The 25,649-nt window shown below is 38.8% G+C and carries 21 protein-coding genes, 1 pseudogene and 1 riboswitch; of the genes and pseudogenes, 13 read left to right on the top strand and 9 right to left on the bottom strand.

The features are described 5' to 3' along the window. Positions 1–452: 452 nt before the first annotated feature. Complete coding sequence (gene trhO, locus NPX99_RS07510) at positions 453–1,361, bottom strand: oxygen-dependent tRNA uridine(34) hydroxylase TrhO (protein WP_269031252.1); 909 nt, start codon at positions 1,359–1,361, stop codon at positions 453–455. A gap of 114 nt (positions 1,362–1,475) precedes the next feature. Here trhO and eda point away from each other — a divergent pair, with 114 nt between their 5' ends. After that, the gene (gene eda, locus NPX99_RS07505) at positions 1,476–2,141 is read left to right on the top strand and encodes a bifunctional 4-hydroxy-2-oxoglutarate aldolase/2-dehydro-3-deoxy-phosphogluconate aldolase (protein ID WP_269031244.1); all 666 of its coding nucleotides are present in this window, start codon (positions 1,476–1,478) and stop codon (positions 2,139–2,141) included. On the opposite strand, the pseudogene NPX99_RS07500 reads toward eda, so the two are convergent. After that, positions 2,111–2,284, bottom strand: a pseudogene (locus NPX99_RS07500) (ferredoxin--NADP reductase); the annotation flags it as partial. The gene eda and the pseudogene NPX99_RS07500 overlap by 31 nt on opposite strands. A 36-nt stretch (positions 2,285–2,320) precedes the next feature. Then, on the bottom strand, positions 2,321–3,151 hold the full coding sequence (locus NPX99_RS07495; protein WP_269031243.1) for a ferredoxin--NADP reductase: 831 nt from the start codon (positions 3,149–3,151) through the stop codon (positions 2,321–2,323). A 923-nt stretch (positions 3,152–4,074) separates the two neighbouring features. On the opposite strand from NPX99_RS07495, the gene alr reads away from it, so the two are divergent. Then, positions 4,075–5,193, top strand: coding sequence for an alanine racemase (gene alr, locus NPX99_RS07490; protein WP_269031242.1), 1,119 nt, complete (start codon positions 4,075–4,077; stop codon positions 5,191–5,193). 303 nt (positions 5,194–5,496) lie between these two features. Here the strand turns inward: alr and gcvP are convergent, their stop codons facing one another. The 3 genes from gcvP to gcvT are packed head-to-tail and all read right to left on the bottom strand — an operon-like array spanning position 5,497 to position 9,791. Next, positions 5,497–8,292, bottom strand: coding sequence for an aminomethyl-transferring glycine dehydrogenase (gene gcvP, locus NPX99_RS07485; protein WP_269031251.1), 2,796 nt, complete (start codon positions 8,290–8,292; stop codon positions 5,497–5,499). 5 nt (positions 8,293–8,297) lie between these two features. Next, a complete protein-coding gene (gene gcvH, locus NPX99_RS07480) occupies positions 8,298–8,666 on the bottom strand; it encodes a glycine cleavage system protein GcvH (protein ID WP_269031241.1) in 369 nt (122 codons plus the stop codon). A 6-nt stretch (positions 8,667–8,672) separates the two neighbouring features. Further along, positions 8,673–9,791, bottom strand: a complete 1,119-nt coding sequence (gene gcvT, locus NPX99_RS07475) for a glycine cleavage system aminomethyltransferase GcvT (RefSeq protein ID WP_269031240.1) — start codon at positions 9,789–9,791, stop codon at positions 8,673–8,675. Between the two features lie 137 nt (positions 9,792–9,928). Beyond that, positions 9,929–10,028, bottom strand: a riboswitch (glycine riboswitch). A gap of 451 nt (positions 10,029–10,479) precedes the next feature. On the opposite strand from gcvT, the gene NPX99_RS07470 reads away from it, so the two are divergent. From NPX99_RS07470 to NPX99_RS07455, 4 genes are all read left to right on the top strand, one after another. Beyond that, positions 10,480–11,142, top strand: a complete 663-nt coding sequence (locus NPX99_RS07470) for an LON peptidase substrate-binding domain-containing protein (protein WP_269031239.1) — start codon at positions 10,480–10,482, stop codon at positions 11,140–11,142. 13 nt (positions 11,143–11,155) lie between these two features. Continuing rightward, positions 11,156–11,362: a Trm112 family protein gene (locus tag NPX99_RS07465; RefSeq protein ID WP_269031238.1), complete on the top strand. Its 207-nt coding sequence runs from the start codon at positions 11,156–11,158 to the stop codon at positions 11,360–11,362. 757 nt (positions 11,363–12,119) lie between these two features. Next, positions 12,120–12,581, top strand: a complete 462-nt coding sequence (locus NPX99_RS07460) for a helix-turn-helix domain-containing protein (RefSeq protein WP_329957948.1) — start codon at positions 12,120–12,122, stop codon at positions 12,579–12,581. 503 nt (positions 12,582–13,084) lie between these two features. Next, positions 13,085–14,116: an aspartate-semialdehyde dehydrogenase gene (locus NPX99_RS07455; RefSeq protein WP_269031237.1), complete on the top strand. Its 1,032-nt coding sequence runs from the start codon at positions 13,085–13,087 to the stop codon at positions 14,114–14,116. Between the two features lie 77 nt (positions 14,117–14,193). Here the strand turns inward: NPX99_RS07455 and NPX99_RS07450 are convergent, their stop codons facing one another. After that, positions 14,194–14,826: an SH3 domain-containing protein gene (locus NPX99_RS07450; protein WP_269031236.1), complete on the bottom strand. Its 633-nt coding sequence runs from the start codon at positions 14,824–14,826 to the stop codon at positions 14,194–14,196. Positions 14,827–15,335: 509 nt separating this feature from the next. On the opposite strand from NPX99_RS07450, the gene NPX99_RS07445 reads away from it, so the two are divergent. The 3 genes from NPX99_RS07445 to NPX99_RS07435 are packed head-to-tail and all read left to right on the top strand — an operon-like array spanning position 15,336 to position 17,889. Continuing rightward, positions 15,336–16,154, top strand: coding sequence for a MetQ/NlpA family ABC transporter substrate-binding protein (locus tag NPX99_RS07445; protein ID WP_269031235.1), 819 nt, complete (start codon positions 15,336–15,338; stop codon positions 16,152–16,154). A gap of 48 nt (positions 16,155–16,202) precedes the next feature. Further along, positions 16,203–17,237: a methionine ABC transporter ATP-binding protein gene (locus NPX99_RS07440; RefSeq protein ID WP_269031234.1), complete on the top strand. Its 1,035-nt coding sequence runs from the start codon at positions 16,203–16,205 to the stop codon at positions 17,235–17,237. Then, entirely contained in the window at positions 17,230–17,889 is a 660-nt protein-coding gene (locus NPX99_RS07435; RefSeq protein ID WP_269031233.1) for a methionine ABC transporter permease, read from the top strand. Before NPX99_RS07440 ends, NPX99_RS07435 begins: the two co-directional genes overlap by 8 nt. Positions 17,890–18,347: 458 nt before the next feature. Here the strand turns inward: NPX99_RS07435 and NPX99_RS07430 are convergent, their stop codons facing one another. After that, positions 18,348–18,827 carry a MaoC family dehydratase gene (locus NPX99_RS07430; protein ID WP_269031232.1) on the bottom strand — a complete coding sequence of 160 codons (480 nt, stop codon included), beginning with the start codon at positions 18,825–18,827 and terminating at the stop codon, positions 18,348–18,350. Positions 18,828–18,994: 167 nt separating this feature from the next. Between NPX99_RS07430 and NPX99_RS07425 the strand changes: the two genes are divergently transcribed. Further along, a complete protein-coding gene (locus tag NPX99_RS07425) occupies positions 18,995–20,329 on the top strand; it encodes an NAD(P)H-dependent oxidoreductase (RefSeq protein WP_269031249.1) in 1,335 nt (444 codons plus the stop codon). Positions 20,330–20,569: 240 nt separating this feature from the next. Here NPX99_RS07425 and NPX99_RS07420 read toward each other — a convergent pair whose 3' ends face one another. Then, positions 20,570–20,941 carry a hypothetical protein gene (locus tag NPX99_RS07420; protein WP_269031231.1) on the bottom strand — a complete coding sequence of 124 codons (372 nt, stop codon included), beginning with the start codon at positions 20,939–20,941 and terminating at the stop codon, positions 20,570–20,572. Positions 20,942–22,328: 1,387 nt separating this feature from the next. On the opposite strand from NPX99_RS07420, the gene NPX99_RS07415 reads away from it, so the two are divergent. The 3 genes from NPX99_RS07415 to NPX99_RS07405 are packed head-to-tail and all read left to right on the top strand — an operon-like array spanning position 22,329 to position 25,112. Then, complete coding sequence (locus NPX99_RS07415) at positions 22,329–23,069, top strand: creatininase family protein (protein WP_269031230.1); 741 nt, start codon at positions 22,329–22,331, stop codon at positions 23,067–23,069. Between the two features lie 15 nt (positions 23,070–23,084). Further along, entirely contained in the window at positions 23,085–24,131 is a 1,047-nt protein-coding gene (locus NPX99_RS07410) for a CobW family GTP-binding protein (protein WP_269031229.1), read from the top strand. Positions 24,132–24,140: 9 nt separating this feature from the next. After that, positions 24,141–25,112, top strand: coding sequence for a WD40 repeat domain-containing protein (locus tag NPX99_RS07405; RefSeq protein WP_269031228.1), 972 nt, complete (start codon positions 24,141–24,143; stop codon positions 25,110–25,112). Positions 25,113–25,649 lie beyond the last annotated feature (537 nt).

The following is a 25,649-nucleotide window of genomic DNA, read 5'->3' as shown; positions in this document are numbered from 1 at the left end:
TTTCTTCCCTGATCATCTCTGGAAAAGAAACACAAAATCCGTTAGACAACATCCTTGTTCTGTTTATGAAATCATAAAGCCAATTATCATTCTATTTCCCCCTTTACACCCATGCTCATATTAACAGTTCATTAACCATATATTATAGCATTCTAAAACCGCTTTTTAAAACGCACTCCCTCGATTAAACTGTCTCCTTCTCATTGCATAAATTTTTTTGTTTTAGAATGTAAGATATTTGCAACAAACCAAATATTATAAGATCAAGGATATCTGGAAAATATAGTGTTGATTTATATTTATCAATCAACCTCTTCGTTTTATACACCAAACAAAAAGCGAGGAAACGACTCAGCCTTATAAAATGTTTTTGCATTCATATTGGAAACCTTCTCTTTTTACGACAAAAAAGTGAAAGTTTTAAGTGTTAAAGAATGATATTTTTATGAGCCTTAATGCGACTGAACTGCACGCAATTTTGTAAGTTGGAATTGCCTATGACGCTCCCGAAAGCGCTGCCTATCAGCTTCATTTCGCGTGTTATAACAAGAATCACACGAGACACCTTCCTCATAATGAGGCGATAATTTGCTTTCAGCATTAAGAGGGGAACGGCATGCTCGACATAATTCACGCCCACATTCTTCAAGACCATGCCCAACAGAAACACGCTCATCAAAAACAAAGCATTCACCCCACCACAAACTTTTTTCTTTTGGAATTGTTTCCAAATATTTAAGAATACCACCTTTGAGATGATAAACCTGATCATAACCAAGCTCACGGACATAAGCTGTTGATTTTTCGCAACGAATACCACCTGTGCAAAACATGGCCACTTTCTTTTTCTTTTTCAAATCAGCTTCATGTTTGCGCACCCATTCAGGAAATTCCCGAAATGTCTTAATCCGTGGGTCAACGGCTCCTTGAAAACTTCCAAGTGCATATTCATAATCATTGCGTGTATCAATCAAGATTGTTTCTTCATCTTGGATCAGAGCATTCCAGTCTTCAGGGTCAACATAAGTACCAACAACCTTTAACGGATCAATACCTTCAACCCCCATGGTTACAATTTCTTTTTTCAATCGCACTTTTAGTCGATGAAAAGGCATTTTTGACGCCCATGAATATTTAATTTCCGGCGTTTGAAATGCTGGTTCCGCGGTAATAAAATTGACTAATGCCTCAATTGCAGCACAAGACCCCGCAACTGTTCCATTAATACCCTCTTGTGCTAAAAGCAGAGTCCCTTTGATAGCATTTGCTTGGCATAAATCCTGCAAAGGCTTCTGTAATTGACGATAATGCTTCAAATCAGCGAAGCAATAAAGTGCAGCAACTTTAAAATTCTTTTCCATAAGTCTTGCCATAACGCGCGTTTCATTCAATTTCAAGATCTATTCATCGACTCTTTAACATATTGTGCTTAATCAAATGATAGCAACAATATTATCTCTTAGAGAAAGAATACCATGTGCCAAAAAATAAATCATCTTTTATCACTGCTACAAGAACAAACCGTCATACCTGTTTTGCGCATTGACGATTTACAAAATGCAATACCCCTCGCACGTGCTCTTGTCAAAGGCGGATTGAAAACAATAGAGATTGCATTGCGAACAGCAAATGCATGCGATGCAATAAAAGCAATTGTACAAGAAGTGCCTGAAGCTATTGTTGGAGCAGGAACAATCCTCAACAATGCGCACTACAAACAAGCTGAATGTGCAGGAGCAAAATTTATCGTAAGCCCTGGCCTCTCAAATGAATTGATTGATTGCGCAAAAAACAGTGAAATTCCCTTTCTCCCAGGCGTAGTAACACCAAGTGAATGTATAAAAGCACTGGAAAAAGGCTATTCATATCTTAAATTTTTTCCTTCTCAAGCAGCGGGGGGTCTTGCCTTTGTGCAAGCTTTAGCATCCCCTTTTTCTGAAATTCAGTTCTGTCCTACAGGCGGCATTACACAAAAAAATGCTGCACAATGGCTCCAACTTTCTAACGTCTTCTGTGTTGGGGGATCTTGGATAGCTCCTCAACAACTTATCAAAGCAGGGGATTGGGATGCTATCAGTACATTAGCACAAACAGCAGCACAACAGCTCTCTCATCCTACGAAAGCGCATTCAACGACATAAGTGGCGGGCGCATTATTTGCCCCTTCAACAACACCAAAGGATTCACACATCCTTGCATAATCTTGTAGCATTGCCATGGAACCGCAAATCATTACGCGATCTTCATCAGGATTGATTTTTGGCAAACCTGTCATTTCAAAAAATATCACTTTCCAAGAAGCGGTATCACAACGCTTCTCTCATCCTACGAAAGCGCGTTCAACAACATAAGTGGCGGGCGCATTATTTGCCCCTTCAACAAGACCAAAGGATTCACACATCCTTGCACAATCTTTTAGCATTGCCATGGAACCGCAAATCATTATGCGATCTTCATCAGGGTTTATTTTTGGCAAACCTGTCGTTTCAAAAAAAGCACCGCTCTCCATAACAGTCGTAATACGCCCCATATGCTCAGAAGGTTCACGCGTAGTCATGGGATAAAATTTCAACTGTTGCGCATAGTCACCAATAAGCGGATCTTTTTGTAAAGAAGCAACAAGTTCTTTTACATAGGCAAGCTCATTGCACTCCCGGGTTGTTTGAATAAGAACCACTTGGGAAAATTTTTCATAAGTTTCAGGATCACGGATAAGACTTGCAAAGGGTGCAACCCCCGTCCCCGTTGAAAGAAGATAAAGACGCTTTCCAGGAACCAGAGCATCAAGAACCAATGTTCCCGTAGATTTTTTACGCATGAGAACTGTATCACCAATTTTAATTTTTTGGAGATGTTCAGTCAGCGGACCACCTGGGACTTTAATGGAAAAAAATTCAAGCTGCTCATCCCAAAATGGGCTTGCAATCGAATAAGCACGATAAATTGGCTTTTCTGCATTTGGCAAACCAATCATCACAAATTCACCTGAACGAAAACGAAAACTTTCCGGACGATTCAAACGAAATTTAAACAAACGGTCTGTATAATGATGAACCTCTTGAACGCTAAGCGCGAACACATTTTCAGGAATTGGAAAGTCTGATGCAACGCCGCTGATATTTGATTGAAGATTGGTCGCAGACGTACTCATAAAACTCTTCCTTATCTCTTTGATTGAACATAAACTTAAGATTCTAAAAATGATATAATGCTTATGCAATCATCTGCCAACATTTCTCTTAAAACATAAATCATGCATTCAACATTTTTATATTTTAAATAACTGAAAGAGAAAATTTTTTAAACCTTGTCGTCAAAGACTATAAAAAATATTTCTCTTAAATATTATATCCGAGTCATGAATCAAAAAATAAAGGTACAATCTTAACAAAAACCAAAGGAAAACCATGCACAAAGCGTGAGGTTGCATCATCTTTGTTGATGAAAAAGCAATTTGCTTCTATTTAACACTCTCCATTCAACACAACGCATAATACACCCTGTCATTCGTGTCTTTATCAAGGAGAAGACTGAAAAAAGATAATTTGTTAAATTCTGAATAAGTAAGACATGCATGTTGGACAGAAACAATTCTACCGGCAACAACGGCATAGTTTGGCGAGCTGACGAAAAACAATATAAAAATGTATAATATTTTTCTGATTTTATGATACACAATGAATTCCCCCTCTTAATTTATCATAGGACTGATTCTATCAAAACTGCCTTCTACAATCAATCTTCCTAAAAGGATTTAGTTTCATTATGAAATAATGAGAAAATGCACAAAGTATTTTTATCTTTAAATAAACAGCAACCCAGGAAAAAAATAAAAATCCTTCCTTCACTCATGATCAGAGGATCATCTGTCCACAACATCACCAACAAAATCAAATGTTTTTTGTCATAAGAGTAAGCATTTTAAATCAAAAATTGCGGTACCTCACCCACTATGAACTGCTCATTGATTTTAACAAGAACAAACCGTATCACGCCCTTTCCATATATCATAAAACCTTATATACAATAACCAAAGGGAACTCTATGTGTCACTAACACAAGTAGGATTTTAAAATGAACAAATCCGTTAATGATGAAGCAAACGCATTCCTTACCTTTACAGCTGTAGCAACCATCAATGTACGTGCCATTGTTGAAAATTATAGAACTTTAGCCCAACATGTTTTTCCAACTGAATGTTCTGCAGTTGTAAAAGCAGATGCCTATGGGCTAGGGGTTAGCAAAATTGCTCCTGCACTTTATCAAGCTGGTTGCCGCGCTTTTTTTGTAGCCCAACTCGAAGAAGCACTACAATTAAAAAGCATTTTACCAGCAAATGTAATGATTGCTGTTCTTAACGGACTTCCACATAACACAGAAGAACTTGCCGCTGAGACAGGAATAGTCCCTGTTTTGAATTCCTGGAATGCTCTTAAAGAGTGGCAAACACTTTGTCAAAAAAAGGATAAAAGATTTCCCGCAATTGTTCAAATCGATACCCATATGAACCGATTAGGGCTTGATAAACAAGAAGTACAAAAACTCATCAAACAACCCGCGATTTTCGAGACAGCGGAGATAAAATATATTCTCAGTCATCTCGCTAATGGAGAGGAAAGCACACATCCATCCAATGATGCACAATTAGCTGTTTTTAAAACCATCCTTGCACAACTACCTGTTTGCAAGGTTTCTTTTGCTAATTCTGGAGGTATTTTTCTTGGAAATGATTTTTATTTTGACCTTGTTCGCCCCGGCATTGCACTTTATGGAAGTGATCCCCGTGGCAAACAGTCAACACCTCTTAAACCTGTTTTAAAGCTTGAAGCCCAAGTTTCTCAAATCCGCTCTGTTGAAGACGGAGTCCCTGTCGGTTATGGAGAAAGTTTCATTACCCAAAGACCAAGTACCCTTGCAACCATTTCCATTGGCTATGCAGATGGGTGGTTGCGTGCTCTTTCTAATAAAGGTGCAGTTTATTTCAACGGTAATAGACTTCCCATTGTTGGACGTATTTCTATGGATTCCATCATTGTTGATGCTACCGATCTTGATAAAAAACCTCAAAGAGGTGATTGGGTAGAGCTTATTGGGACACATCAAACACTTGAAAAAGTATCGACAGATGCTGGTACCATCCCCAATGAAATTCTGACATCTCTAGGTCCCCGCTATAAACGCATTTACATTTAAAACTTTTTTAAAGAATGTGACAAAAATCATTATTTTAGAAAATGCTATTATACGCCGTTCTGAAAAACATCTCAGAAAAACCAAATATATTCTTTCCATGCCTCTCATTTTCTTTATCAACATTATCATTATCTAGAAAAATTCTTAAAAATAATGGGTAAGAACAAAAAGGAAGCGCATAATATCCATTTGTTTTGAAGAGTATAGACCTTAAGATAAAGGCAAATGCACAAGAAATAAATAACAGCCAAGAAAAAAGCCCACAGAGAATGTGTAGGCTTTTCTCGTTATTAAAAACTAAATTTAATAGCTATTTCCCAATGGCGGACAAGAACAAATAAGCATTCGATCTCCCGCAACATTGTCAATACGGGAAACAGGAGGCCAATATTTATGTGCTGGATCAAGAGAGCAATTGGGGAAAGCAGCCTCTTGTCGTGAATACGGCCGTTCCCAAGCATCGTCGAGCGTATCTACCAATGTGTGTGGTGCATTAACCAATGGATTATCCTCTTTTGGCCAAACCCCTGCACCAACTTTCTTGGCTTCTTCAGCAATCAAAAGCAAAGCATCACAAAAACGATCAATCTCTGCTTTTGGCTCTGATTCCGTTGGCTCAATCATCAAAGTTCCAGGAACAGGAAAAGACATCGTCGGCGCATGAAAGCCATAATCAATCAAACGTTTTGCAATATCATCAACACTAACCCCATACTGATCTTTCAACACGCGAGTATCGACAATACATTCGTGTGCAACGCGCCCATGCTTGCCTCGATAAAGAATAGAATAAGCCTTTGAAAGGCGCGCAGCAATATAATTAGCATTCAAAATTGCTGTTTGTGTTGCATATTTCAATCCATCAGCCCCCATCATTCGAATATACATCCAGGTGATCACAAGAATAGAGGCACTTCCATAAGGAGCAGCCGAAACAGCATGCGTTGTCCCTTCTTGTTCATGGCCTGGTAAAAATGGTTTGAGATGTTCTGCCACTCCAATCGGCCCCACACCAGGACCACCACCACCATGGGGAATAGCAAAGGTTTTATGAAGGTTCATATGACAAACATCCGCGCCAATATCCGCTGGACGAGCAAGCCCAACAAGTGCATTCAGATTAGCACCATCAAAATAAACTTGTCCGCCATTTTCATGGATAACAGAACAAATGTCCTTAATACTTTCCTCATAAACGCCATGAGTTGAAGGATAAGTGATCATCAAAGCTGCTAAACGATCTTTATGCAACTGTGCTTTCATTTTGAGATCATCAACATCAACATTACCATCACTCAAACATTTCACCACAATGACTTCCATACCCGCCATATGAGCAGAAGCCGGATTTGTCCCATGTGCGGATGCGGGAATAAGACAAACTGTACGTTGATGTTCTCCTCGTGATTGGTGATATCTACGGATAGCTAAAAGCCCTGCATACTCACCCTGAGCCCCAGAATTTGGCTGGAAAGAAACTTGCGAAAACCCTGTAATTTCACACAACCACGCATTCAGTTGATGAATCATCTCCCTATAACCCATCACATCCTCTTTAGGAGAGAAGGGGTGTATATGAGCAACCGTAGGCCAACTGACAGGCATTAATTCCGCTGCTGCATTAAGCTTCATGGTACAAGAGCCAAGTGGAATCATTGCCCTATCTAATGCCAAATCCTTATCTGACAAACGACGCAAAAAGCGCATCATATCTGTTTCTGAATGCACCGCGTGAAAAAAGGGCTGTGAAAGAAAAGCTGCATCACGTCCTTTCCCCCAAAGTCTTGAAGAAACCTGATCAATCAATTGTGCACCAAAAAGCTCTGCCAAAGCACAAGCATCTTCCTCTGTTGATAACTCATCAAAATTAATGACAATTCTGTCATCATCCAGAAGACGAATAAGACGTCCACCAGCTTTTGCTTGACGCATTATCTCTTGGGCTTTTCCTTTAATAAAAATACTAACACAATCAAAAAAGCTCTCCCCTTCAACATGAACGCCTGCTGCTTCTAAACCAGCAACAAAACGGCATGTTAAATGATGAATCCGTTGGGCAATTTCCTGTAAGCCTTGTGGACCATGCCAAACAGCATAAGCCGTTGCCATATTTGCCAAGAGAGCCTGTGCTGTACAAATATTTGATGTTGCTTTATCGCGTCGAATATGTTGTTCGCGTGTTTGCAAAGCTAAGCGAAAACCAACGCGCCCTTTTGTATCAACGGATTGACCAACAATACGCCCTGGAATGAGACGCGTTAGCGCATCACTGACCGCAAGATAACCAGCATGAGGTCCTCCAAATCCCATTGGAACCCCATAACGCTGCATAGAACCAACAACAATATCAGCTCCCCATTGCGCTGGTGGTTCCATAAGGGTAAGTGCTAAAGGATCGGCCACAACAATCACCAGTGCTCCTTTTGCCTTTGCCTCCTTAATCACTTCATCATAATTGTTAAAAAAGCCTTTTGTATCTGGCCAAGACAAAACAATCGCAGCTGTATCAGAACAAATTTCGCCATTTTGGCTAATCTGAATCCCTTGTGTTTCAGCACGTGTTTGTACAACACTCAAAGTTTGAGGATGCAAAAGACTTTGAAGAGAAATTTTTGTTTTTTTCTCACGGGAAAAACGTACAGCTACCGCGGTTGCTTCAGCTAACGCCGTTGCTTCATCAAGAAGGGAAGCAGCCGCAACAGGCAAACCAGTAAGTTCACTCACCAATGTCTGAAAATAAAATAGAAGCTCCAAACGACCTTGGCTAATTTCTGCTTGATAGGGTGTATAGGCAGTATACCAAGCTGGATTTTCAAAAAGATTCCGCAAAATAACCGGAGGCACAGAGGTTCCGTGGTATCCTTGCCCAATAAAGCTTTTATGCACATGGTTACACCCCATCATCTGAGAGAGTTCTTCCAAAGCTTGCCCTTCACTTGCTGCTTTTGGGAGGTTAAGCGGACGTCCGAAATGGATAGAATGGGGAACAGCTTGAGAAACGAGTGTATCAACACAATCAAGCCCTAAAACATCAAGCATTTTTTGTGTTTCATCAGAACGAAGCCCAATATGACGAGAATAAAAATGACGCTCTGACATAGCACTCATCCAATCAGTGCTTTATAAGCAGCCTCATCCAGCAACCCTTCAAGTTGCGTTGCATCCTGCAATGTCATTTTCCAGAGCCAACCTTCTTTTTCAGCTTTTTGATTCACCAATTCAGGATTATTTGCCAAAGCCTCATTTGTTTCAACCACTTCACCATCAAGAGGTGCATAAACATCTGAAGCCGCTTTCACCGATTCCACAACAGCAGCAGAATCCCCCTTGGAAAGGGATGTCCCCTCTTTTGGTAAATCAACAAAAACCAAATCTCCTAACTGTTCTTGCGCATAATGTGTGATCCCAACGGTCACCACTTGCCCCTCAACACGAAGCCATTCATGATCTTGTGTAAAATAAGTTTTAGACATAAAAATTTATCCTTTAAAATAACGTTGTTCAACAAAAGGAAGAGAATGAACAGACAGTGCAATTTTTTTGCCACGCAGCTCTGTAAAAACTTCCGTTCCCTCAACTTTCCACTCAACAGGAACGTAACCCATTGCTACAGGACCATCAAAAGAAGGACCAAAACCACCTGAGGTTACCACCCCGATCTGCTTGCCTTCATGATCGAAAAGCATCGCACCGGCACGAACAGGTTGACGCGTTTGCGGTTTTAATCCAACGCGACAACGAGAAGGTCCTTTCTGAAGCGCTTCAAGAAAAGCCTTTGCCCCATAAAATTGCGCTTTTTCTCGAACATTTTTGGGAACAGCCCATGTCAGTGCTGCCTCAATGGGTGTTGTATCAGGCGTAATATCATTTCCGTGCAAACACAGCCCTGCTTCTAACCGCAGGCTATCGCGTGCAGCAAGACCAACCCACTCAACACGAGCATCACTCAGTAATTTTTCAGCTACTGTACGCGCTTGCCCTATGGGAAGAGCAATTTCAAAACCATCCTCTCCGGTATAGCCAGAGCGCGTTATAAACCAATCTTGTTGTGGTTCGAATCCTTGCATAAACAACAGTTCATTACCAGGAAACTCAGCATCAGCCATCACAGCTGCTGCTTCTGGTCCTTGCAAAGCAAGCAAGACTCTTTCAAGAGCAATAACTTGACACTCAAAACCAACCGCTCGCTTCTGAAGCTCTTCAAAATCAGCTTGTGCATTACCAGCATTGGCAACCAGCATAAAGCGGCACTCTGCCAAACGGGTAATGATGAGATCATCAAGAATACCAGCCTGCTCATTAAGCAAATAATTATAGCGTGATTGGCCAATCTTTAACAATGCAGCATCAATAGGAAAAGCATAGGATAAAAACTCTACTGCTTGTGGTCCTTCAATGGCAATTAATTTCATATGAGAAATATCAAAAAGCCCTGCCTGCGCACGTGTGTGAAGATGCTCTTTCAAAACCCCAAGAGGATAAGTCAAAGGCATTTGCCAACCCGCAAAAGCACCAAATTTTGCTCCTGCTTTTTCATGCAATTCATGTAAAGGAAGTATTTTTAAAGAAGATGTTTCAAATTCTTGTGCTGTACCCATAATATCTCCAAAGTTGCGCTCACGCCCACACAATATGGCCGCCTCTGCACCCTTCTGTTACAAACCTGAGAGACTCGCGAAAAGACCTTTCGCTTACACCTTCGGCGCGGATCTTCCCGACTTTCCAGATCTGTCTTGGTTCTTTTACGGTCCTTAGAGCCTGAGAGATTATGGGCTGTTTTCCCCTTCGGCGGCAGGTGCGAAAGTTTGCAGACTGCACTCTCCCGCAAAAGAATGAAAGAAACGACAACGCTCTTTCCGACATATTTTCATCTATAGCCTATCTTTATCACACTGTCATTAGTAAAGTGATGAGTGTCTTCTCATTTTTAAACTTGCATAGGCTGTTTTAAAAGACGTATAATGGGAGTCTTTTGAGTATTATGAAATCCTATATGGCCAGTTTTCAGAAAATTAGGAAAAAATTGCAAAGGCCATCACAAAAATATAACTTAAATAAAGCACAATATTTCACGCACTCAAAAGAGCTACAAAACAATAACCCTCTCTTTGTGTATCTCAACCCTAACCGCGGAGTTTCATATTTTTTAAAACTAAAGGCTTTAGATATCAATAACCTTAACACACCAAAGGATTGGTTTTCTTCTCTCTAACTTTTTTATCTCTAGTGTCATAAATTGCAACTATTACATACCAAACTTAAACAAATAAGGGTTACAACACACTCATGAAAGCGGGCAATGTCTATTATAATTGTGAAGACGATCTACCAAAAAAAATTGCTCTTTTTCCCGTAGAAGGAGCACTCTTATTACCAGGTGGTTTTTTATCACTGAACATTTTTGAGCCAGAAATGCTTGAAATGGTTGAAAATGTTATGTTATCCAATCGTTTATTAGGAATCATTCAGCCGCTTCCATCTGAGACAGACCGTTTCTCCACACCCCTTTACAAAATAGGCTGTATAGGGCGCATTACCAACTACAATGAAATGGGAAACGGACAGCTTTTTATTATATTACAAGGGATTTGCCGCTTTACCTTAGAACAAGAATTGGTGAACAAAAAGTCCTATCGAACGGCTCTCATCCGATCGAATATAAAAGACTTAGAAGAATCCAACATTGCAGAAAATATTAACCGAGAAAACCTCCTCGACATTGTTGAGAAATATCTTACCATCCATGAAATAGAATATAATTGGAACAGTATCATGCAAGCTCCCACATCTCTCTTGGTTAATGCTTTTTCAGCCCTCATCCCCTTTACACCGGCAGAAAAGCAAGCTCTATTAGAGGCTCCAGATATTGACATTCGCGCCCAAACTCTTCTTGCTTTAACAGAGCGCTCCCTTATGAAACAAACAGGGCTACAATACCATTTAAACTAATGAATGCGAAAACATGAAAAAAATGATCACCGACCCTAAAATGCTCGAATTACTGGTTTGCCCAATCACAGGTGGAACACTCTCTTTAGACCGAGAAGCACAAGAATTAATCTCACTCAAAGCAAATCTTGCCTATCCTATTCGTGATGGCATTCCCATTATGCTTGCCTCAGAAGCGCGCCCTTTAAACGATCGTGAAAAAGCAACATATAAAAAATAGATAATCTTTTTTAAGCAATCTGTTATCATTGATTACTTCATCAAGCTAAATTCTTTTTTAACGTCCTTGTCTCAATCGTTGTGCATTCTAAAAAAGGCATTTGACTAAAAAATGATTTAGTAACACGCCAATTTCATCATTCTCTTTACTAACGCCCAACGTCTCATCCACTCTAGATGCTTTCACGAGCAACATATTAACACCTCATAGGGAAACTTTTCTCCTATGAGGACAAAATAAAATCCTCTTAGCCAAAAGAGAGCATAAAAAAACGCATGGGAATTAAAATTTATAATATAATCAATAACATTGATACCCATAGAAAATCAATTTATCGATCAAAAAGAGATTAAATTGATAGAAAAACCGTTAGCAAACAAAATCAAATTAACGATAGCTTTTTTACCCATATCGTCATCTCATAATATTTTTGAAGGTGCAATAATCGGCTTATTTTAGCAAACCATTTCTCATCAAAAAACAAGTGAAGAAAATTGACCAAAATCCCTTCACAATAGCGAACCTGCCTTACAACGATTGCACTTTAATGTGAGAAAGACCAACAAGTAAACATATCTTCATTGCGCTTGTCTTCATTGTAATTGACGATCTCAAGAAATTGCCCTATGAATTAAATCAGTGGTTTTGGTCGTATACGCAGCGATCAATAGGGCCTGGAAGCCTGAAAAACCTAAACACAAAAAATAAACCCGTTTAGCGGGTATCCCGGGATTCCGGGGACTCTTGTTATGTCCAAGTGCGCTTAGCACTAAAAGCAAGAGGCTGTTTAGGTTCAGCACTTCCAGTCCCCGGAATACAAATGCGAGGGCGCTCGCAGCCGGTGGGGGATAAAGTGCAAACGAAAAATCCACGTTTTAATGATATTTCTATAGGCAAAAAAATTCGCTTCAGAAGAAGCGTCATGGGGCTTTCTCAAAAACAATTAGGCAATCATTTAGGTGTAACATTTCAACAAATCCAAAAATATGAAAAAGGTTTAAACCGCGTGGGTGCAGGACGCTTACAAGACATTGCTCATATACTGGAGGTTCCCATTTCCTTCTTTTACGCAGATATCGCAACAAAAGAAGAAGATAGCACATACAACCATGATGAAAAAATAACGAATAAAGACGAATATCAGCTTTTAAAAACTTTCAGAGTTCTCAAACCCGAAAAACAAAAAGCAATCTTGCGATTGGTTTCTGATCTAACGTAAAAGAACCATATTTTTTATAATTTCAGTGAGCATTTCTTAAGTGAACGCCTTTATAACTGAAACTATTACATGAAAATTACAAAGTAAAAAGCCGAAACAATACTAAAAAAGAGTGCTGTTCCTTTATAGTGCTTTACGAACAGATACTTAAATGAATAAAAAAAACTTCCCCGATACAATGCGTAATACAATCATTATAAATTGTAAAATGGAAACAGCGCAAGAGAAACAATTGACAGGAGATAAGCACTTCACTAGATTGAAGCGCTGTTGAGGAAATATTCATATGGCTTAACGTAAAATATTCAAGCTTTTTGAACCCTTAACAACCAACAGAATAACAAATGAAAAAATCAATCAATTCCGTATTACTTATAGACAAAAATAAGTGTATACGAAAGTGAGACTTTTGAAACCAACAATATGCTTTAATATTCCTGGACAACTCGCTCTCTCATAAGGGTTGCCTAAGGAAAGATGGAGAAGGACAGGAGTATGGAAAAATGAGTTTTAAAGTTGCAATTGTTGGCGCAACTGGAAATGTTGGTCGTGAAATGCTTACAATTCTAGAAGAGCGTGGTTTTCCTGCTCATGAAATTGTTCCTTTGGCATCACGACGTTCCTTAGGGCAAGATGTTTCTTATGGTGATAAAACTTTAAAAGTAAAAGCACTTGATAGTTATGATTTTTCTGATACGGATCTTTGCCTCATGTCTGCGGGTGGAAGTATTTCTAAAGAATATGCCCCTAAAATTGCTGCAGCCGGATGTGTGGTTATCGACAATTCATCCACTTGGCGCTATGATACCAACGTCCCATTAATTGTGCCTGAAGTGAATGCACAAGCCATTGATGCATTTTCCAAACGCAATATTATTGCCAATCCCAATTGTTCAACAATTCAACTTGTTTTAGCATTAAAACCTCTCCACGATGCAGCAATCATTAAACGTGTTGTTGTATCCACTTATCAATCAGTTTCTGGCGCTGGTAAAGAAGGAATGGATGAACTCTTCGAGCAATCACGAGCCGTTTTCGTTGCAGATCCCATCACATCAAAAAAATTCACTAAACGTATTGCCTTTAATGTCATTCCTCATATCGATGTTTTCATGGAAGACGGTTATACAAAAGAAGAATGGAAAATGACGGTTGAGACGAAGAAAATTCTTGACCCTAAAATCAAATTAACAGCGACAGCTGTTCGCGTTCCTGTCTTTATTGGTCACGCGGAAGCTGTTCATGTTGAATTTGAAAAACCGCTTAGCGCCCATGAAGCACAAGCGCTTCTCCGTGATGCACCTGGTTGCCAAGTGATTGATAAACATGAAGATGGTGGTTATACAACACCCTATGAAGGCACTGGTGAAGATGATACCTTTATTAGCCGTATTCGTGAAGATATTACCGTTGAAAATGGTTTAGCTTTCTGGGTTGTCGCAGACAATCTACGAAAGGGAGCAGCACTAAATGCAATTCAAATTGCTGAATTACTCATTTCTCGTAATTTGATAAAACCCAAATCAGCAGCCTAAACAAAAAAGCAGCATGAAGAAAAAATGCTTCATGCTGTTATGTTTTTTCTGTCTCACCAATAACAGTGGAATTTGCTTTATCTTTGTGGAGCAGGATAAGTTACAATACGGTAACGTGTTTCATTGCGTTCAAAATTTTTGAAATTGACGTTATCTGGAAAAAAAGGATTATACGCATTTACGTGCTCTACTGATACACCTTGTGCTTTTGGTGATGGATTCAAAATTGTTCGTTCATCCCTTTTTTTGACACCTGTTGAGTCAAGAATCACATCTGTTCTGTATAATTCTTGTATATTTTTTCGTATTTTCTGAGGCAATGTAAGAGTTTTAGATTCCGAAACAGTCTGCTTTCCTTTGTTCTTTTGTGCTTTTATCGTAGAATGTGCTTTTACAGGCATCTTTGTAAAAGAAATCATCGGAACATTGTTGACATTGACATAACGTGCAGGCGCCCAACCAACCCTCCCATTATAACGAACTGAACACCAAGTTTTATTGGATAAACAGCCATTCACTTGCACTTTTGCACCCACTGGAACGGTTGTGATAGTTTTATAAGTTGTCGCTGGTCCTGTGTGTAAAACAACATGATCCGTTGTTACATGACTAACCGTGGCAGCATCCGCACGAGAAACAGTCATTCCCAGCCCCAATCCACTTAAAGCTAATAAAATGACTGTACTTGATAAAAAATTCTTTTTTAACATTCTTTTTTCCTCTCCAGAATATAAAAAGCAAAATATTCACCTTTGCAAAATGTGCCGTGTTTCAGTCAAGTTGTGGTCAATTTTTGTCTCCTTAAAGGTCCACTTCATTTTGAGAAAAACCTTCTTAACTTTTTCCTCTATCACTTTATGCACACGGACTCTTGTCTTGATTGCGCAATATTTTCCTCATGAATTTACTACTAAAATACCATCTGATCGCTTGACTATTCAGTCACACGTCACTTAAAGAAGTTTTGAAATTGCTATTGGTTCCCCAAACAAATGATGAGAACATAAGAATTTTTCCTTGAATTTTGCAGAAATGCCCAGAAATGTTTTGAGCGAATAGTGTTGTTTTGCAAAAATGCTTACAATATAGAAAAAATAATATTCTCTTTGCATAAAAATGATTGAATATTCTATGAAGCTTTTATAGTCTTAAACTTCTATAAAAGTGTAGTATATTAAAACTTTTTTCAAAAAAAGCTTGGAAAGAAAGGCAAAAGCATATGATATTAAAGAAATTATCTCGGAGTACCACACTTGGATTACTCCTCTCTCTCTTTGCGCTCTTTTTGTCTCCTTGTCTTTCCATGGCAGCAGACAAATCAAAAATCAAACTTGGTGTTATGGAAGGACATGAAGCAACTGTTTGGAAAGTTGCTGCCGAGCAAGCAAAAAAAGCAGGTTTAGATATTGAACTTGTTTATTTTTCCGATTACACTCTGCCAAACGACGCGGTCAATGCAGGCGATATCGATGCGAATGCTTTTCAACATACACCTTATCTGAATAATCAGATTGAACAGCGTGGTTACAAACTTTCAGTAGTTGGATATACATTCATTGCCCCAATTGGTGTCTATTCCCACAAAATAAAAGAGTTAAAGGAACTTCCTGATGGAGCACATGTTGGCATTCCTAACGACCCATCAAATGGTGGAAGAGCCTTACTTCTTCTCAATTCTCTAGGTCTTATTAAGTTAAAAGATCCTCATGATATTCTTGCAACACCACTTGATATTGTTGAAAACCCTAAAAATTTGCAAATTCGTGAATTAGATGCCGGTATGTTAGGACGAGCACTTAATGATTTTGACATTGCGGTTATCAACACAAATTGGGCTTTGGTCTCTGGATTAAATTTAGAAAAAGATGCTCTTGCATGGGAAAAAGCAGAAAATAACCCCTACAATAATATCATCGTCGTACGAACTGCCGAAAAAGATGAACCATGGGTTAAAAAATTAGTTGCTGCTTACAATAGTGAGCCTGTTCGTGCAAAAATCAAAGAAATTTTCGGACCAGCCGCACAAACATCTTGGTAATTCTGCCAAATATCCTGGTAATTTTACCCAATAGCTTGGTAATTATGAATGGAAAAACCCTCTTTGATTTCCTTAAAAAATATCAGCCGTTGTTATAATAAAACGGCTGGTTTTCCAGCAATTGATAATTTATCTCTGAATATTCATGCCGGTGAAATTCTTGGCATTATCGGACGCAGCGGAGCTGGAAAATCCACACTTATTCGTTGTTTAAATGGATTAGAAAAAACTGATGCAGGGTCAATCTTTTTTGAAGACGTTAATGTTTCAAATTTGACAGAGACACAATGGGCACCTTACCGTCAACGTATTGGCATGATTTTTCAACATTTCAATCTTTTATCATCACAAACTATTCTTGATAACATTGCATTACCCCTTAAATTAGCAGGTATAAATAAAAAACAACGCCATCAACGTGCCCTTGAACTGATTGAATTGGTAGGACTATGTGGGAAAGAACATTGTTATCCAGCAGAACTTTCAGGGGGACAAAAACAACGTGTTGGGATTGCACGTTCTCTAGCTGCTCATCCCAAAATATTGTTATCAGATGAAGCAACTTCTGCTCTTGACCCTGAAACAACACAATCCATTCTAGAACTTCTCGCCGATATTAATAAACGCCTCAATCTTACGATTGTACTCATTACCCACGAAATGGAAGTTGTGCGCACCATTGCCCATCGCGTTGTTGTCCTCAATAAAGGACGTATTGTGGAAGAAGGACGTGTGAAAGATATTTTCACATCACCACAAGAAGAAACAACTATTGCCATGCTCAAACTTGTTACTCCACAACTTCCTGAAAAATTTGCAAAAAATCTGAAACCAATAGGTCAAGAAGCTGTCATTGAAATAAATATTGCAGGTGAAATTGCCCAACAACCTTTCCTCCATTTACTAGAAGATGCAATCGGTTTAAGAGCACGTATTCTCCATGGTGGCATTGATACAGTCCAAGGCGAAACCATCGGTCGTTTATTCTTAGCTGTTCCTAGCCAAGATAAAGAAGCTTTAGAAAAAGCCGTGAAATGGTTGACTGAAAAAGCGCGATATTGCGAGGTTCTAGGTTATGTTTAATATTCTCTCTCACGAATTTGTCAGGGCCATTTTTGATACGATATTGATGACAATAAGCGCTTCTTTTATGGCCCTCATTATCGGGCTTCCCCTTGGTCTTCTCCTTTATACAACAGCACGTGGAGGGATTTTTGCCTCATGCCTCATCAATCGCCCTTTGAGTATTATCATTGATAGTATTCGTGCCATTCCTTTTATTATTCTTGCCTTTTACCTTCTTCCCCTTACGCGTATCGTTGTAGGGAAAGGTATCGGAATGCCTGCTGTCATCTTTGTATTGACCATTTCAGCTATTCCTTTTTATGCACGCATGGCCGAACTCTCCTTTAAAACAGTTGAGAATGGTCTCATTGAAGCTGTTCGTTCTATGGGAGCAAGTCGTCTTCAAATTATTAGGCATGTTCTTATTCCTGAAGCGCTTCCTAGCCTGATCACGGGTTTTACCGTCATGATTATTTCTCTTATTGGAGCTACTTCACTTGCTGGTTATCTTGGTGGCGGCGGTTTAGGTGATATGGCGATCCGCTATGGCTATCAACGTTATAACACCCCCATCATGACAAGTGTTATCATTCTTTTGATCATTCTTAATGTCATTACCCAATGGTCTTCTGATAAAATTGTGCAAAAACTTGATAAAACAAAACACTAACACCATTCCAAAATTTGCATCCCAATCATAATGAACTGATGAAGATTGTGCATGCAAATTGATGTTTAATGGACCACGTCCCCTACAAAGCCCACACCATCATTGTGCTACACAGTCATGTGCTTTTTAAGAAACATCATTGGTTGTTCTCACCGCCATTTCATGACGCTGTCCATAAAGAGTATGATGGAAAATCCATCGAGCATCTCCATCTTTATACTTGTGAAAGTGTACTATTATAATACAGCTCTCAATGTTGCGAAAGCTTGTAGATTGAAGTGGTTCATAAGAGACACATTCCCCCCTTTCTTCAAGAGTTTGTATCCACACACCACCCCCGCTTGTGGCATGCAAAAAGCACTTTATTCGCCATGAACTCTATCACGACAAGCCTTATGTTCGCCTGCTCTCTTAAGGAAAAAGCGCAAAAATTTAGAGAAACAAAGTATTACAAGAATTTAGAAATTCGTATATTTCTCACCAACCATAGCAACAATAAGCCACTGAGCCGTGAGAGCAGGCTTTTTTAACTGTTCAACTTCCACCGTCACTCCATAATAAAAAACAACGCGGCCAGAAGGACGAATTTCAGCATCATTTAAAACAAAACGCGCGCGCACCCGTGCACCTGTTTTCACAGGGCTCATAAAGCGGACTTTATCAAAACCGTAATTAATCCCCATGGTTGCCCCTTCCAACTCTGGAAGTGCCTGATAAGCTAATGCAGACAAGAGTGATAATGTTAAAAAACCATGAGCAATCGTACCACCAAAAGGGGTTTTCTTAGCTCTTTCCTCATCCACATGTATCCATTGATGATCATCTGTTGCGCATGCAAATTGATTAATCATATCCTGCGTGACAAGGCGCCATGGAGATATTCCAATTTCTTTTCCAATAAAATTAACGACATCTTGTACGGCTATTTTTTGCTGCATAACGCCCTTCCTGTTTTATTTGATAAAAATACCCCTAACCTCTTGCTTTTATAAAACTCATTGATTAGAGCATCAAGAATAAAAGAGGAACTCTTTTAAAGAGTAAATGTACTTTATGAATAAGAAAATACTCTTTCTGTAAGGTAATTTTCAAATGAGAAAAAATGATGGCAAGTAATGTAAGTCTCACAGGTTTAGCGCGTGATTTGAAGCAGCGCGCAGAAAACCACCCACCCATCCGCATTGGACTCATCGGTTGTGGTGAAATGGGAACAGATTTACTCTCAACTGTTGCACAGATGGATGGCATAACAGTTGCAGCCGTTGCCACACGAACGCCGTCACGTATTTTTGATGCCGCTCTGTTAGCCTATGGTGAAGATGGCCATGTATGTGAAGTTGAAAATGCCAATGCTTTAACACAAACCATTGAAAAAGGTTTAATTGCCGCCACAGATGATATTGATCTTATTTTACGTCATGAACAAATCGATATTATCGTTGATGCAACGGGCTATCCTGAAGTGGGTGCAGAAATTGGCCTTAAAGCCCTTGAAAACAATAAACACCTTGTCACAATGAATGTTGAAGCAGATGTTACGATTGGTGCTTATCTCAAACATGAAGCAGAAAAACGAGGTCTTATTTATACACTTGGTGCCGGTGATGAACCTACTTCTTGCATGGAACTTATCGAATTTGTTTCAGCCCTTGGACACAAAATTGTTGCGGCTGGTAAAGGAAAAAACAATCCCCTAATCTTTGATGCCACCCCTGATGCTTATGAAGAAGAAGCAATACAACGCAATATGAATGTGCGCATGTTGGTTGAATTTATTGATGGTTCCAAAACAATGGTTGAAATGGCAGCCATTGCCAATGCAACTGGACTTCTCCCCGATTGCCCAGGAATGCATGGTCCACAAGCAGCACTCCAAGATTTAAGCAAAGTGCTTATTCCCAAACAAGACGGAGGTCTTTTAGAGAGATATGGTGTTGTGGACTATTCAATAGGTCAAGGAATTGCTCCAGGTGTTTTCGTGATTGCAGAAATAGCACATCCACGTTTACGCGAACGTATGGAAGACTTAAAAATTGGTCAAGGACCTTATTTTACTTTCCATCGCCCTTATCATTTAACAGCAATGGAAGTCCCCCTAACCTGCGCTCGCATAATGCTTTATGGTAAAAAAGACATGGTACCGCTTAGCCCTCCAGTAGCAGAAGTGTGTGCTGTTGCGAAGAAAGACTTACATCCTGGTGATCAATTAGACTTCATTGGTCTTTATAGTTATCGTGCTTGGATCATGAGCAGTGCAGAAGCACGCGCGCATCACGCCATTCCTTGTGGTCTTTTAGAAAAAGCAACAGTGACAGCAGAAATCAAAAAAAATGAACTTATCACTCTGCATAACACGGCCATTCGAAAAGATCAGTGGATTGCCCAACTTCGTACAAAACAAGACCTTTTGTTTGATGGCTTTTCTTCCACAGGTGTATAAACAAACTTTTATCGCCCTTTTTACTTATAAAGAGCGATAAGCTTTAAAAAATCAAACTCTATCCTTAAAGGGAAAGATCACTCCTGAATGGTTTCATACCTTCTCGTGATACATATAAAGAAATACTGCCTTTTCTCCTCATCCCCTCTCTGAAGCCGCATAAAGGCGGCTTCAGAGATATTGTTTCTTCAAAAATTATGGAAAAAACGTGTCGGAAAAAGAGAGGAATTTCGATGAGATTTAAAGAAATAACCCTAAAAGAGATGCTACAACACCAATAAGATCCGATGAGAGTAAAGAAGACAAAACGGATATAAAACCTACACCACCCCAAAAGGCGGCAAATAAAGACACTTTTTCAATCTTTCCAAACGCGAGTCCATCTTGCTCCTCAGCATCACGGATAACAGCCATATCTATAGCCTTAACAACTTCTACAGCCTCAAGAGCTGTATTTTTACCTGTTGCTGCTATAGCAGCAACAGGCGCTCCTTCTTGTGCTTGAAAATGATTCTTTGTGATGTTCCCATAACTTTCTATCGTTTGCAGTAAACAAAGAATAAACGCGGTAAAAATATACAAACGCGTACGATTTTTAAATACTTTAAACATAGCTTTCTTTGCTCCTCTTTTTCTTCACTGAAAAAGTAAAATAATATTTACAATTGTCAAAACAAAAATTCGCAATAATACTTATACCACAATATGATATATTGCATAAGTAATTTTAAGGATACTATAATACATTGTGTATTTCATGTAAAGAGATAAAAAATTATTTTAATTTGCAAAATAAGAAAGAATTTATAAAAGAAATATATAAAAAATAATGAGAAAAACTTCCCAAAAACTGGATAAACTCATACTCTTTTAAGCAAGAGTGAATAAAAATGAGATTTCTATAAAAAGTATATTGGTAAACTCTTAACAAAGATAGTAGTATTATCTTTTAAAGAACTATAGCGAATCAAAAGAAATATATTTCTTGTCTGTATTACAGCATCAAAAAAATTTGAGAATGTTTATTTGAGCATAAAGATAAAAAACATTCATTAAGTATATTTAAATATAAATCCAGAAATATTATATGTTATAAGGCAACAAAAACTGTTATAAATCGAAACAGAAGAAAACGATACTTGTTTTCTCTTTACTTTCTCTAACTGCTCTCTTTACTTCACTCTCAATTAAATATAACACTAAAAAATGAGAGATCTCTTCTATTCTAAAATAAACGGTAGCATGCTTTCTTTATAAAAGAACCAATCAACCTATACTCTTAAGCGTTACTTTGCAAAGAGCCAATTTATACGCGTCTTAACCATCCAAATGCGTGTATCTTTTAGTAAACAAATGCATATTTTTAACCACATCACATGAAGTAAAATTTCTTCAAGAGCACTACTCATCCATGCACTTTTTTTCTCACAAATATTCAAATGATAGAGACATTTTTAAAGTCATATTGATCAAAAAGTAGTTCCTAAATTTAATACATTACGTACAAAATATAACGCAAAACTTCTCAAAATATTGGTTTAAAAACTAAGTTCCAACTCTCTTTTTTGCATTAACAGCCCCATATTTCTCCCTACTCTTCAGCAGTAAAACGCACCCTCTATAATAAAAGAAGTTTTTTGCGCACGGCTTAAACTTGAGCCCTAAACTTAAACGTTGCATGGACAAGGAGAGAATTTATCTAAACCATAGGATGGAGAGTGAATCATTCTAAGACCTTTATTTTCCAAAAAATAACCGCCAGATTAAAACATTTTACAAAACTATATTTCACTCTTGAAAATTGAGAATATAAAATAGAGGGATCTTTTTTAAACGGCATCTCCACCGTTTTTAATAAAGCACACTTTTTATTCCCTCTATTTGACGCACAAAACACTCTTGTTTGCGTTTTTCCTGTAGATGGATTAAAATCAAGAGAAATAACTTCACCATTTGTGATGACTTCACATCTCTTGACTTCTCTTTTTGGCAATAAATTATGGGACTCAACACACCTTTCCTCGCTCTTTTGCCCTTGGGTGCACATGAATATCACGGAAGTCACCTCCCCTTTGAAACCGACTGGATTATTGCTGAAGCTTTTGCAAAAGCACTCACGTCACAAACAAAAGAGCAATTCCCTATCATGCTCTTACCTGTTGAAAAAATTGGCTATTCCGTTGAACATATGGATGTTGTTGGTTCACAAACTCTCACCTTTTCTGACGCTATTGAGCGCTGGATAAAAATCGGTGAGAGCTGTTATCATCAAGGTATCAAGCGTTTTCTTCTTCTCAATGCTCACGGCGGCAATTCCCCTTTAATAAGTATTGTTATCACCGAATTACGAAGACGTTTTTCCATGCTTGCGGTAGCAACAAGCTGGAGTCGTTTTGGTCTACCGCAAGGCTTAATGGCCCCCTCTCAACAGCATCTTGATATTCATGGAGGATTTATAGAAACCTCCTTAATGCTTTATTTAGCACCAGAAAAAGTGCATATGGAAAAGGCACAAAATTTTCATAACAAACAAGCAGATATGATCGCCAATTATCGATATTTACGTGCTTATGGCCCCCACGCCTTTGGATGGACAATGCGTGATCTTAATAAACAAGGAGCAGCAGGAAATGCAAGCGAAGCAACAGCACAAGCAGGTGAAGCAATTTTCTCTCATGTTCTTTGTGGGCTCCGTGATTTACTCGATGATATCAGTCGATTTAAACTAGACGCATTATGATAAAAGGTATGAACCATGGAAAAGAAACAAAATATGCCCCATAAAATTCCCGTTACGGTTCTCACAGGCTATCTTGGTTCAGGAAAAACCACTCTTCTCAATCGTATTCTCAGCGAAAATCATGGCAAGCGTTATGCCGTTATCGTCAATGAATTTGGTGAAATTGGTATCGATAACGACCTTATTGTTGAATCAGACGAAGAAATTTATGAAATGAATAATGGCTGTGTTTGCTGCACCGTACGCGGCGACCTTATTCGTATTCTAGAAAGCCTGATGCAACGCTCACATCGATTTGATGCAATTATTATAGAAACGACAGGACTTGCTGATCCTATTCCCGTTGCACAAACTTTTTTCATGGATGATACTGTCCATGAGAAAACGGCTCTTGATAGTGTCATAGCAGTTGTTGATGCAAAACATTTGCCGTCTCAACTAAAAAAGAGCCGTGAAGCTGAAGATCAGATTGCTTTCTCTGATATCATTCTTTTAAATAAGATTGATCTTGTGAATACACAAGAACGAGCACATGCTGAATCGCTCATTTTGGCGATTAATCCTCGCGCCGTACTTTATGCAACAGAGCGTGCCAATATTCCTCTTGAAAAACTTCTCAATCTTGGTTCTTTTGACCTCCAACGAACTTTAGAGAATGATCCCCATTTTCTTGATCACCAACATACAGACCATAACCAACATGCAGACCATGTTTGTGGTCCCGATTGTCATCATGATCATCAACATCATCACACCTCCCCCATTCATGACATTACAGTGACTTCTGTAAGTTTAAAAACAGGTGCTCTTCAACCAGAAAAGTTTTTTCCATGGATTCAACAGGTTACGCAACAACAAGGTCCTGATATTTTGCGTTTAAAAGGGATTATTGCCTTTCAAGGAGACAATGATCGTTATGTTATTCAAGGCATACACATGATGCTTGAAGGACAACATCAACTTCCATGGCGTGAAGAAGAAAAACGTGAAAGCCGACTTGTTTTTATCGGCCGCTCCCTTGATGCAGAAAAACTTAAAACTGGTTTTGAAAATTGCGCATAAGTGAATAGAATGCCAAATATTACCCCTTATAATCTTCAAAGTTATTGCCTTTCCTGCGGTTTTATTGACAACAAACCAGCTTTCGTTTCAGTAGAAGGTTTCATTGCTTTTTTAACCCCAATCCCGAAAGTTGTTGAAGTTCATCAAGGGATCATTTCAAGCCATTTTGCCCTTGATAATACAACGATTATCACTGGTGGAGAAGACGGAAAAGCCTGTCAAACAACAGCAGATGGACAAACAAAAGTGCTGGGACAACAGAAAGGTAAATGGATAAACAAAGTTACTTTTGGACCACAGAAAGTTTTTGCCTTTTCCTCCTCACGCTTAACATTGGCAAATGTCGGTCAAGGGTTACAAGAGCTAACGCATGAACGCAGTGTAGAAGGTCTTGCTTTCGCTCCCAAAGGTTTACGACTCGCCGTTGCGCATTACAATGGGGTTACCCTTCATTGGTTATCAACGCAAACACCTCCAACAACACTGATCTGGAAAGGAGCGCATTTTGATGTCACTTTCTCACCAGACAATCGCTATGTTATTTCTACCATGCAAGAAAACGCCTTACATGGCTGGCGCCTCACTGATAAGCAACATTTACGCATGAGTGGCTACCCAAGCAAAGTCAAAAGCTGGTCTTGGAGTTCAAAAGGAAAATGGTTAGCGACATCAGGCGCCTCAGCAGCCATTGTTTGGCCTTTTCATACGAAAGATGGCCCCATGGGTAAAACACCACTGGAACTAGGCACACGCGCAAATGTGCTTGTCAGTGCCGTTTCATGTCATCCAAGTGAAGACATTGTAGCAATAGGTTTTAATGATGGAATGATTTTGTGTGCACATTTTCACAGTGGAAAAGAAGTCCTTCTAAAAGATTGTGGGAAAAGCGCCATTTCAACGTTAAACTGGGATCAAACCGGGCACAACCTTGCTTTCGGCAGTCAAAATGGTGAATGTGGTATTATCAATATGACTGCTTAAGAAAGACAATAAATTGATTGAGAATGGTCATTCTATCTTTTCGCAACTTGAATGTCTTCCTAATATCAAAGCATTCTCTCATTTCAAATCTATTTACATTGAATAAAACAAGACTATTTATTCCCTTGCACATCATAAATGAGAGGGGTGTATAAATAAAACCATTTAAGAAAAGAATAAAACTACCTCTTGTGAAATCTCTTAATACAAGAGCTGTCGCAACACGGAGAACTGGAACAAAAAAACAATCATTGCAGATAACAGAGTCGCACAGCGCTCTAAAGGCAATGAGAAAAAAATACCACGAATCTCAAGCACCATACTTCAAACACAAGTGTCACTCCTCAAGAACCGATTATTCTCATGCAGTGTATCATAAACCTTCTTCACACACTTATTCTTGAAAACCACCAGCACAATTACAATATGCAGCATCTTAATATCTTGTGATAACGAGAATAATTCATTGAGATCTACTTTTTTAATTCACATTCACACCTATAATTTACAAAAAAGAAAAAACACACACTATCTCTT

Source organism: Bartonella sp. 220B (assembly GCF_026930205.1).
GTDB lineage: Bacteria > Pseudomonadota > Alphaproteobacteria > Rhizobiales > Rhizobiaceae > Bartonella.
This window is presented reverse-complemented; position numbering and strand designations above follow the sequence as displayed.

What these genes read in the sequence shown, in the direction of transcription:
- trhO (WP_269031252.1), bottom strand. Translation starts at nt 1,361, where the DNA reads ATGGAAAAGAATTTTAAAGTTGCTGCACTTTATTGCTTCGCTGATTTG.
- eda (WP_269031244.1), top strand. Translation starts at nt 1,476, where the DNA reads ATGTGCCAAAAAATAAATCATCTTTTATCACTGCTACAAGAACAAACC.
- NPX99_RS07495 (WP_269031243.1), bottom strand. Translation starts at nt 3,151, where the DNA reads ATGAGTACGTCTGCGACCAATCTTCAATCAAATATCAGCGGCGTTGCA.
- alr (WP_269031242.1), top strand. Translation starts at nt 4,075, where the DNA reads ATGAACAAATCCGTTAATGATGAAGCAAACGCATTCCTTACCTTTACA.
- gcvP (WP_269031251.1), bottom strand. Translation starts at nt 8,292, where the DNA reads ATGTCAGAGCGTCATTTTTATTCTCGTCATATTGGGCTTCGTTCTGAT.
- gcvH (WP_269031241.1), bottom strand. Translation starts at nt 8,666, where the DNA reads ATGTCTAAAACTTATTTTACACAAGATCATGAATGGCTTCGTGTTGAG.
- gcvT (WP_269031240.1), bottom strand. Translation starts at nt 9,791, where the DNA reads ATGGGTACAGCACAAGAATTTGAAACATCTTCTTTAAAAATACTTCCT.
- NPX99_RS07470 (WP_269031239.1), top strand. Translation starts at nt 10,480, where the DNA reads ATGAAAGCGGGCAATGTCTATTATAATTGTGAAGACGATCTACCAAAA.
- NPX99_RS07465 (WP_269031238.1), top strand. Translation starts at nt 11,156, where the DNA reads ATGAAAAAAATGATCACCGACCCTAAAATGCTCGAATTACTGGTTTGC.
- NPX99_RS07455 (WP_269031237.1), top strand. Translation starts at nt 13,085, where the DNA reads ATGAGTTTTAAAGTTGCAATTGTTGGCGCAACTGGAAATGTTGGTCGT.
- NPX99_RS07450 (WP_269031236.1), bottom strand. Translation starts at nt 14,826, where the DNA reads ATGTTAAAAAAGAATTTTTTATCAAGTACAGTCATTTTATTAGCTTTA.
- NPX99_RS07445 (WP_269031235.1), top strand. Translation starts at nt 15,336, where the DNA reads ATGATATTAAAGAAATTATCTCGGAGTACCACACTTGGATTACTCCTC.
- NPX99_RS07440 (WP_269031234.1), top strand. Translation starts at nt 16,203, where the DNA reads ATGGAAAAACCCTCTTTGATTTCCTTAAAAAATATCAGCCGTTGTTAT.
- NPX99_RS07435 (WP_269031233.1), top strand. Translation starts at nt 17,230, where the DNA reads ATGTTTAATATTCTCTCTCACGAATTTGTCAGGGCCATTTTTGATACG.
- NPX99_RS07430 (WP_269031232.1), bottom strand. Translation starts at nt 18,827, where the DNA reads ATGCAGCAAAAAATAGCCGTACAAGATGTCGTTAATTTTATTGGAAAA.
- NPX99_RS07425 (WP_269031249.1), top strand. Translation starts at nt 18,995, where the DNA reads ATGGCAAGTAATGTAAGTCTCACAGGTTTAGCGCGTGATTTGAAGCAG.
- NPX99_RS07420 (WP_269031231.1), bottom strand. Translation starts at nt 20,941, where the DNA reads ATGTTTAAAGTATTTAAAAATCGTACGCGTTTGTATATTTTTACCGCG.
- NPX99_RS07415 (WP_269031230.1), top strand. Translation starts at nt 22,329, where the DNA reads ATGGGACTCAACACACCTTTCCTCGCTCTTTTGCCCTTGGGTGCACAT.
- NPX99_RS07410 (WP_269031229.1), top strand. Translation starts at nt 23,085, where the DNA reads ATGGAAAAGAAACAAAATATGCCCCATAAAATTCCCGTTACGGTTCTC.
- NPX99_RS07405 (WP_269031228.1), top strand. Translation starts at nt 24,141, where the DNA reads ATGCCAAATATTACCCCTTATAATCTTCAAAGTTATTGCCTTTCCTGC.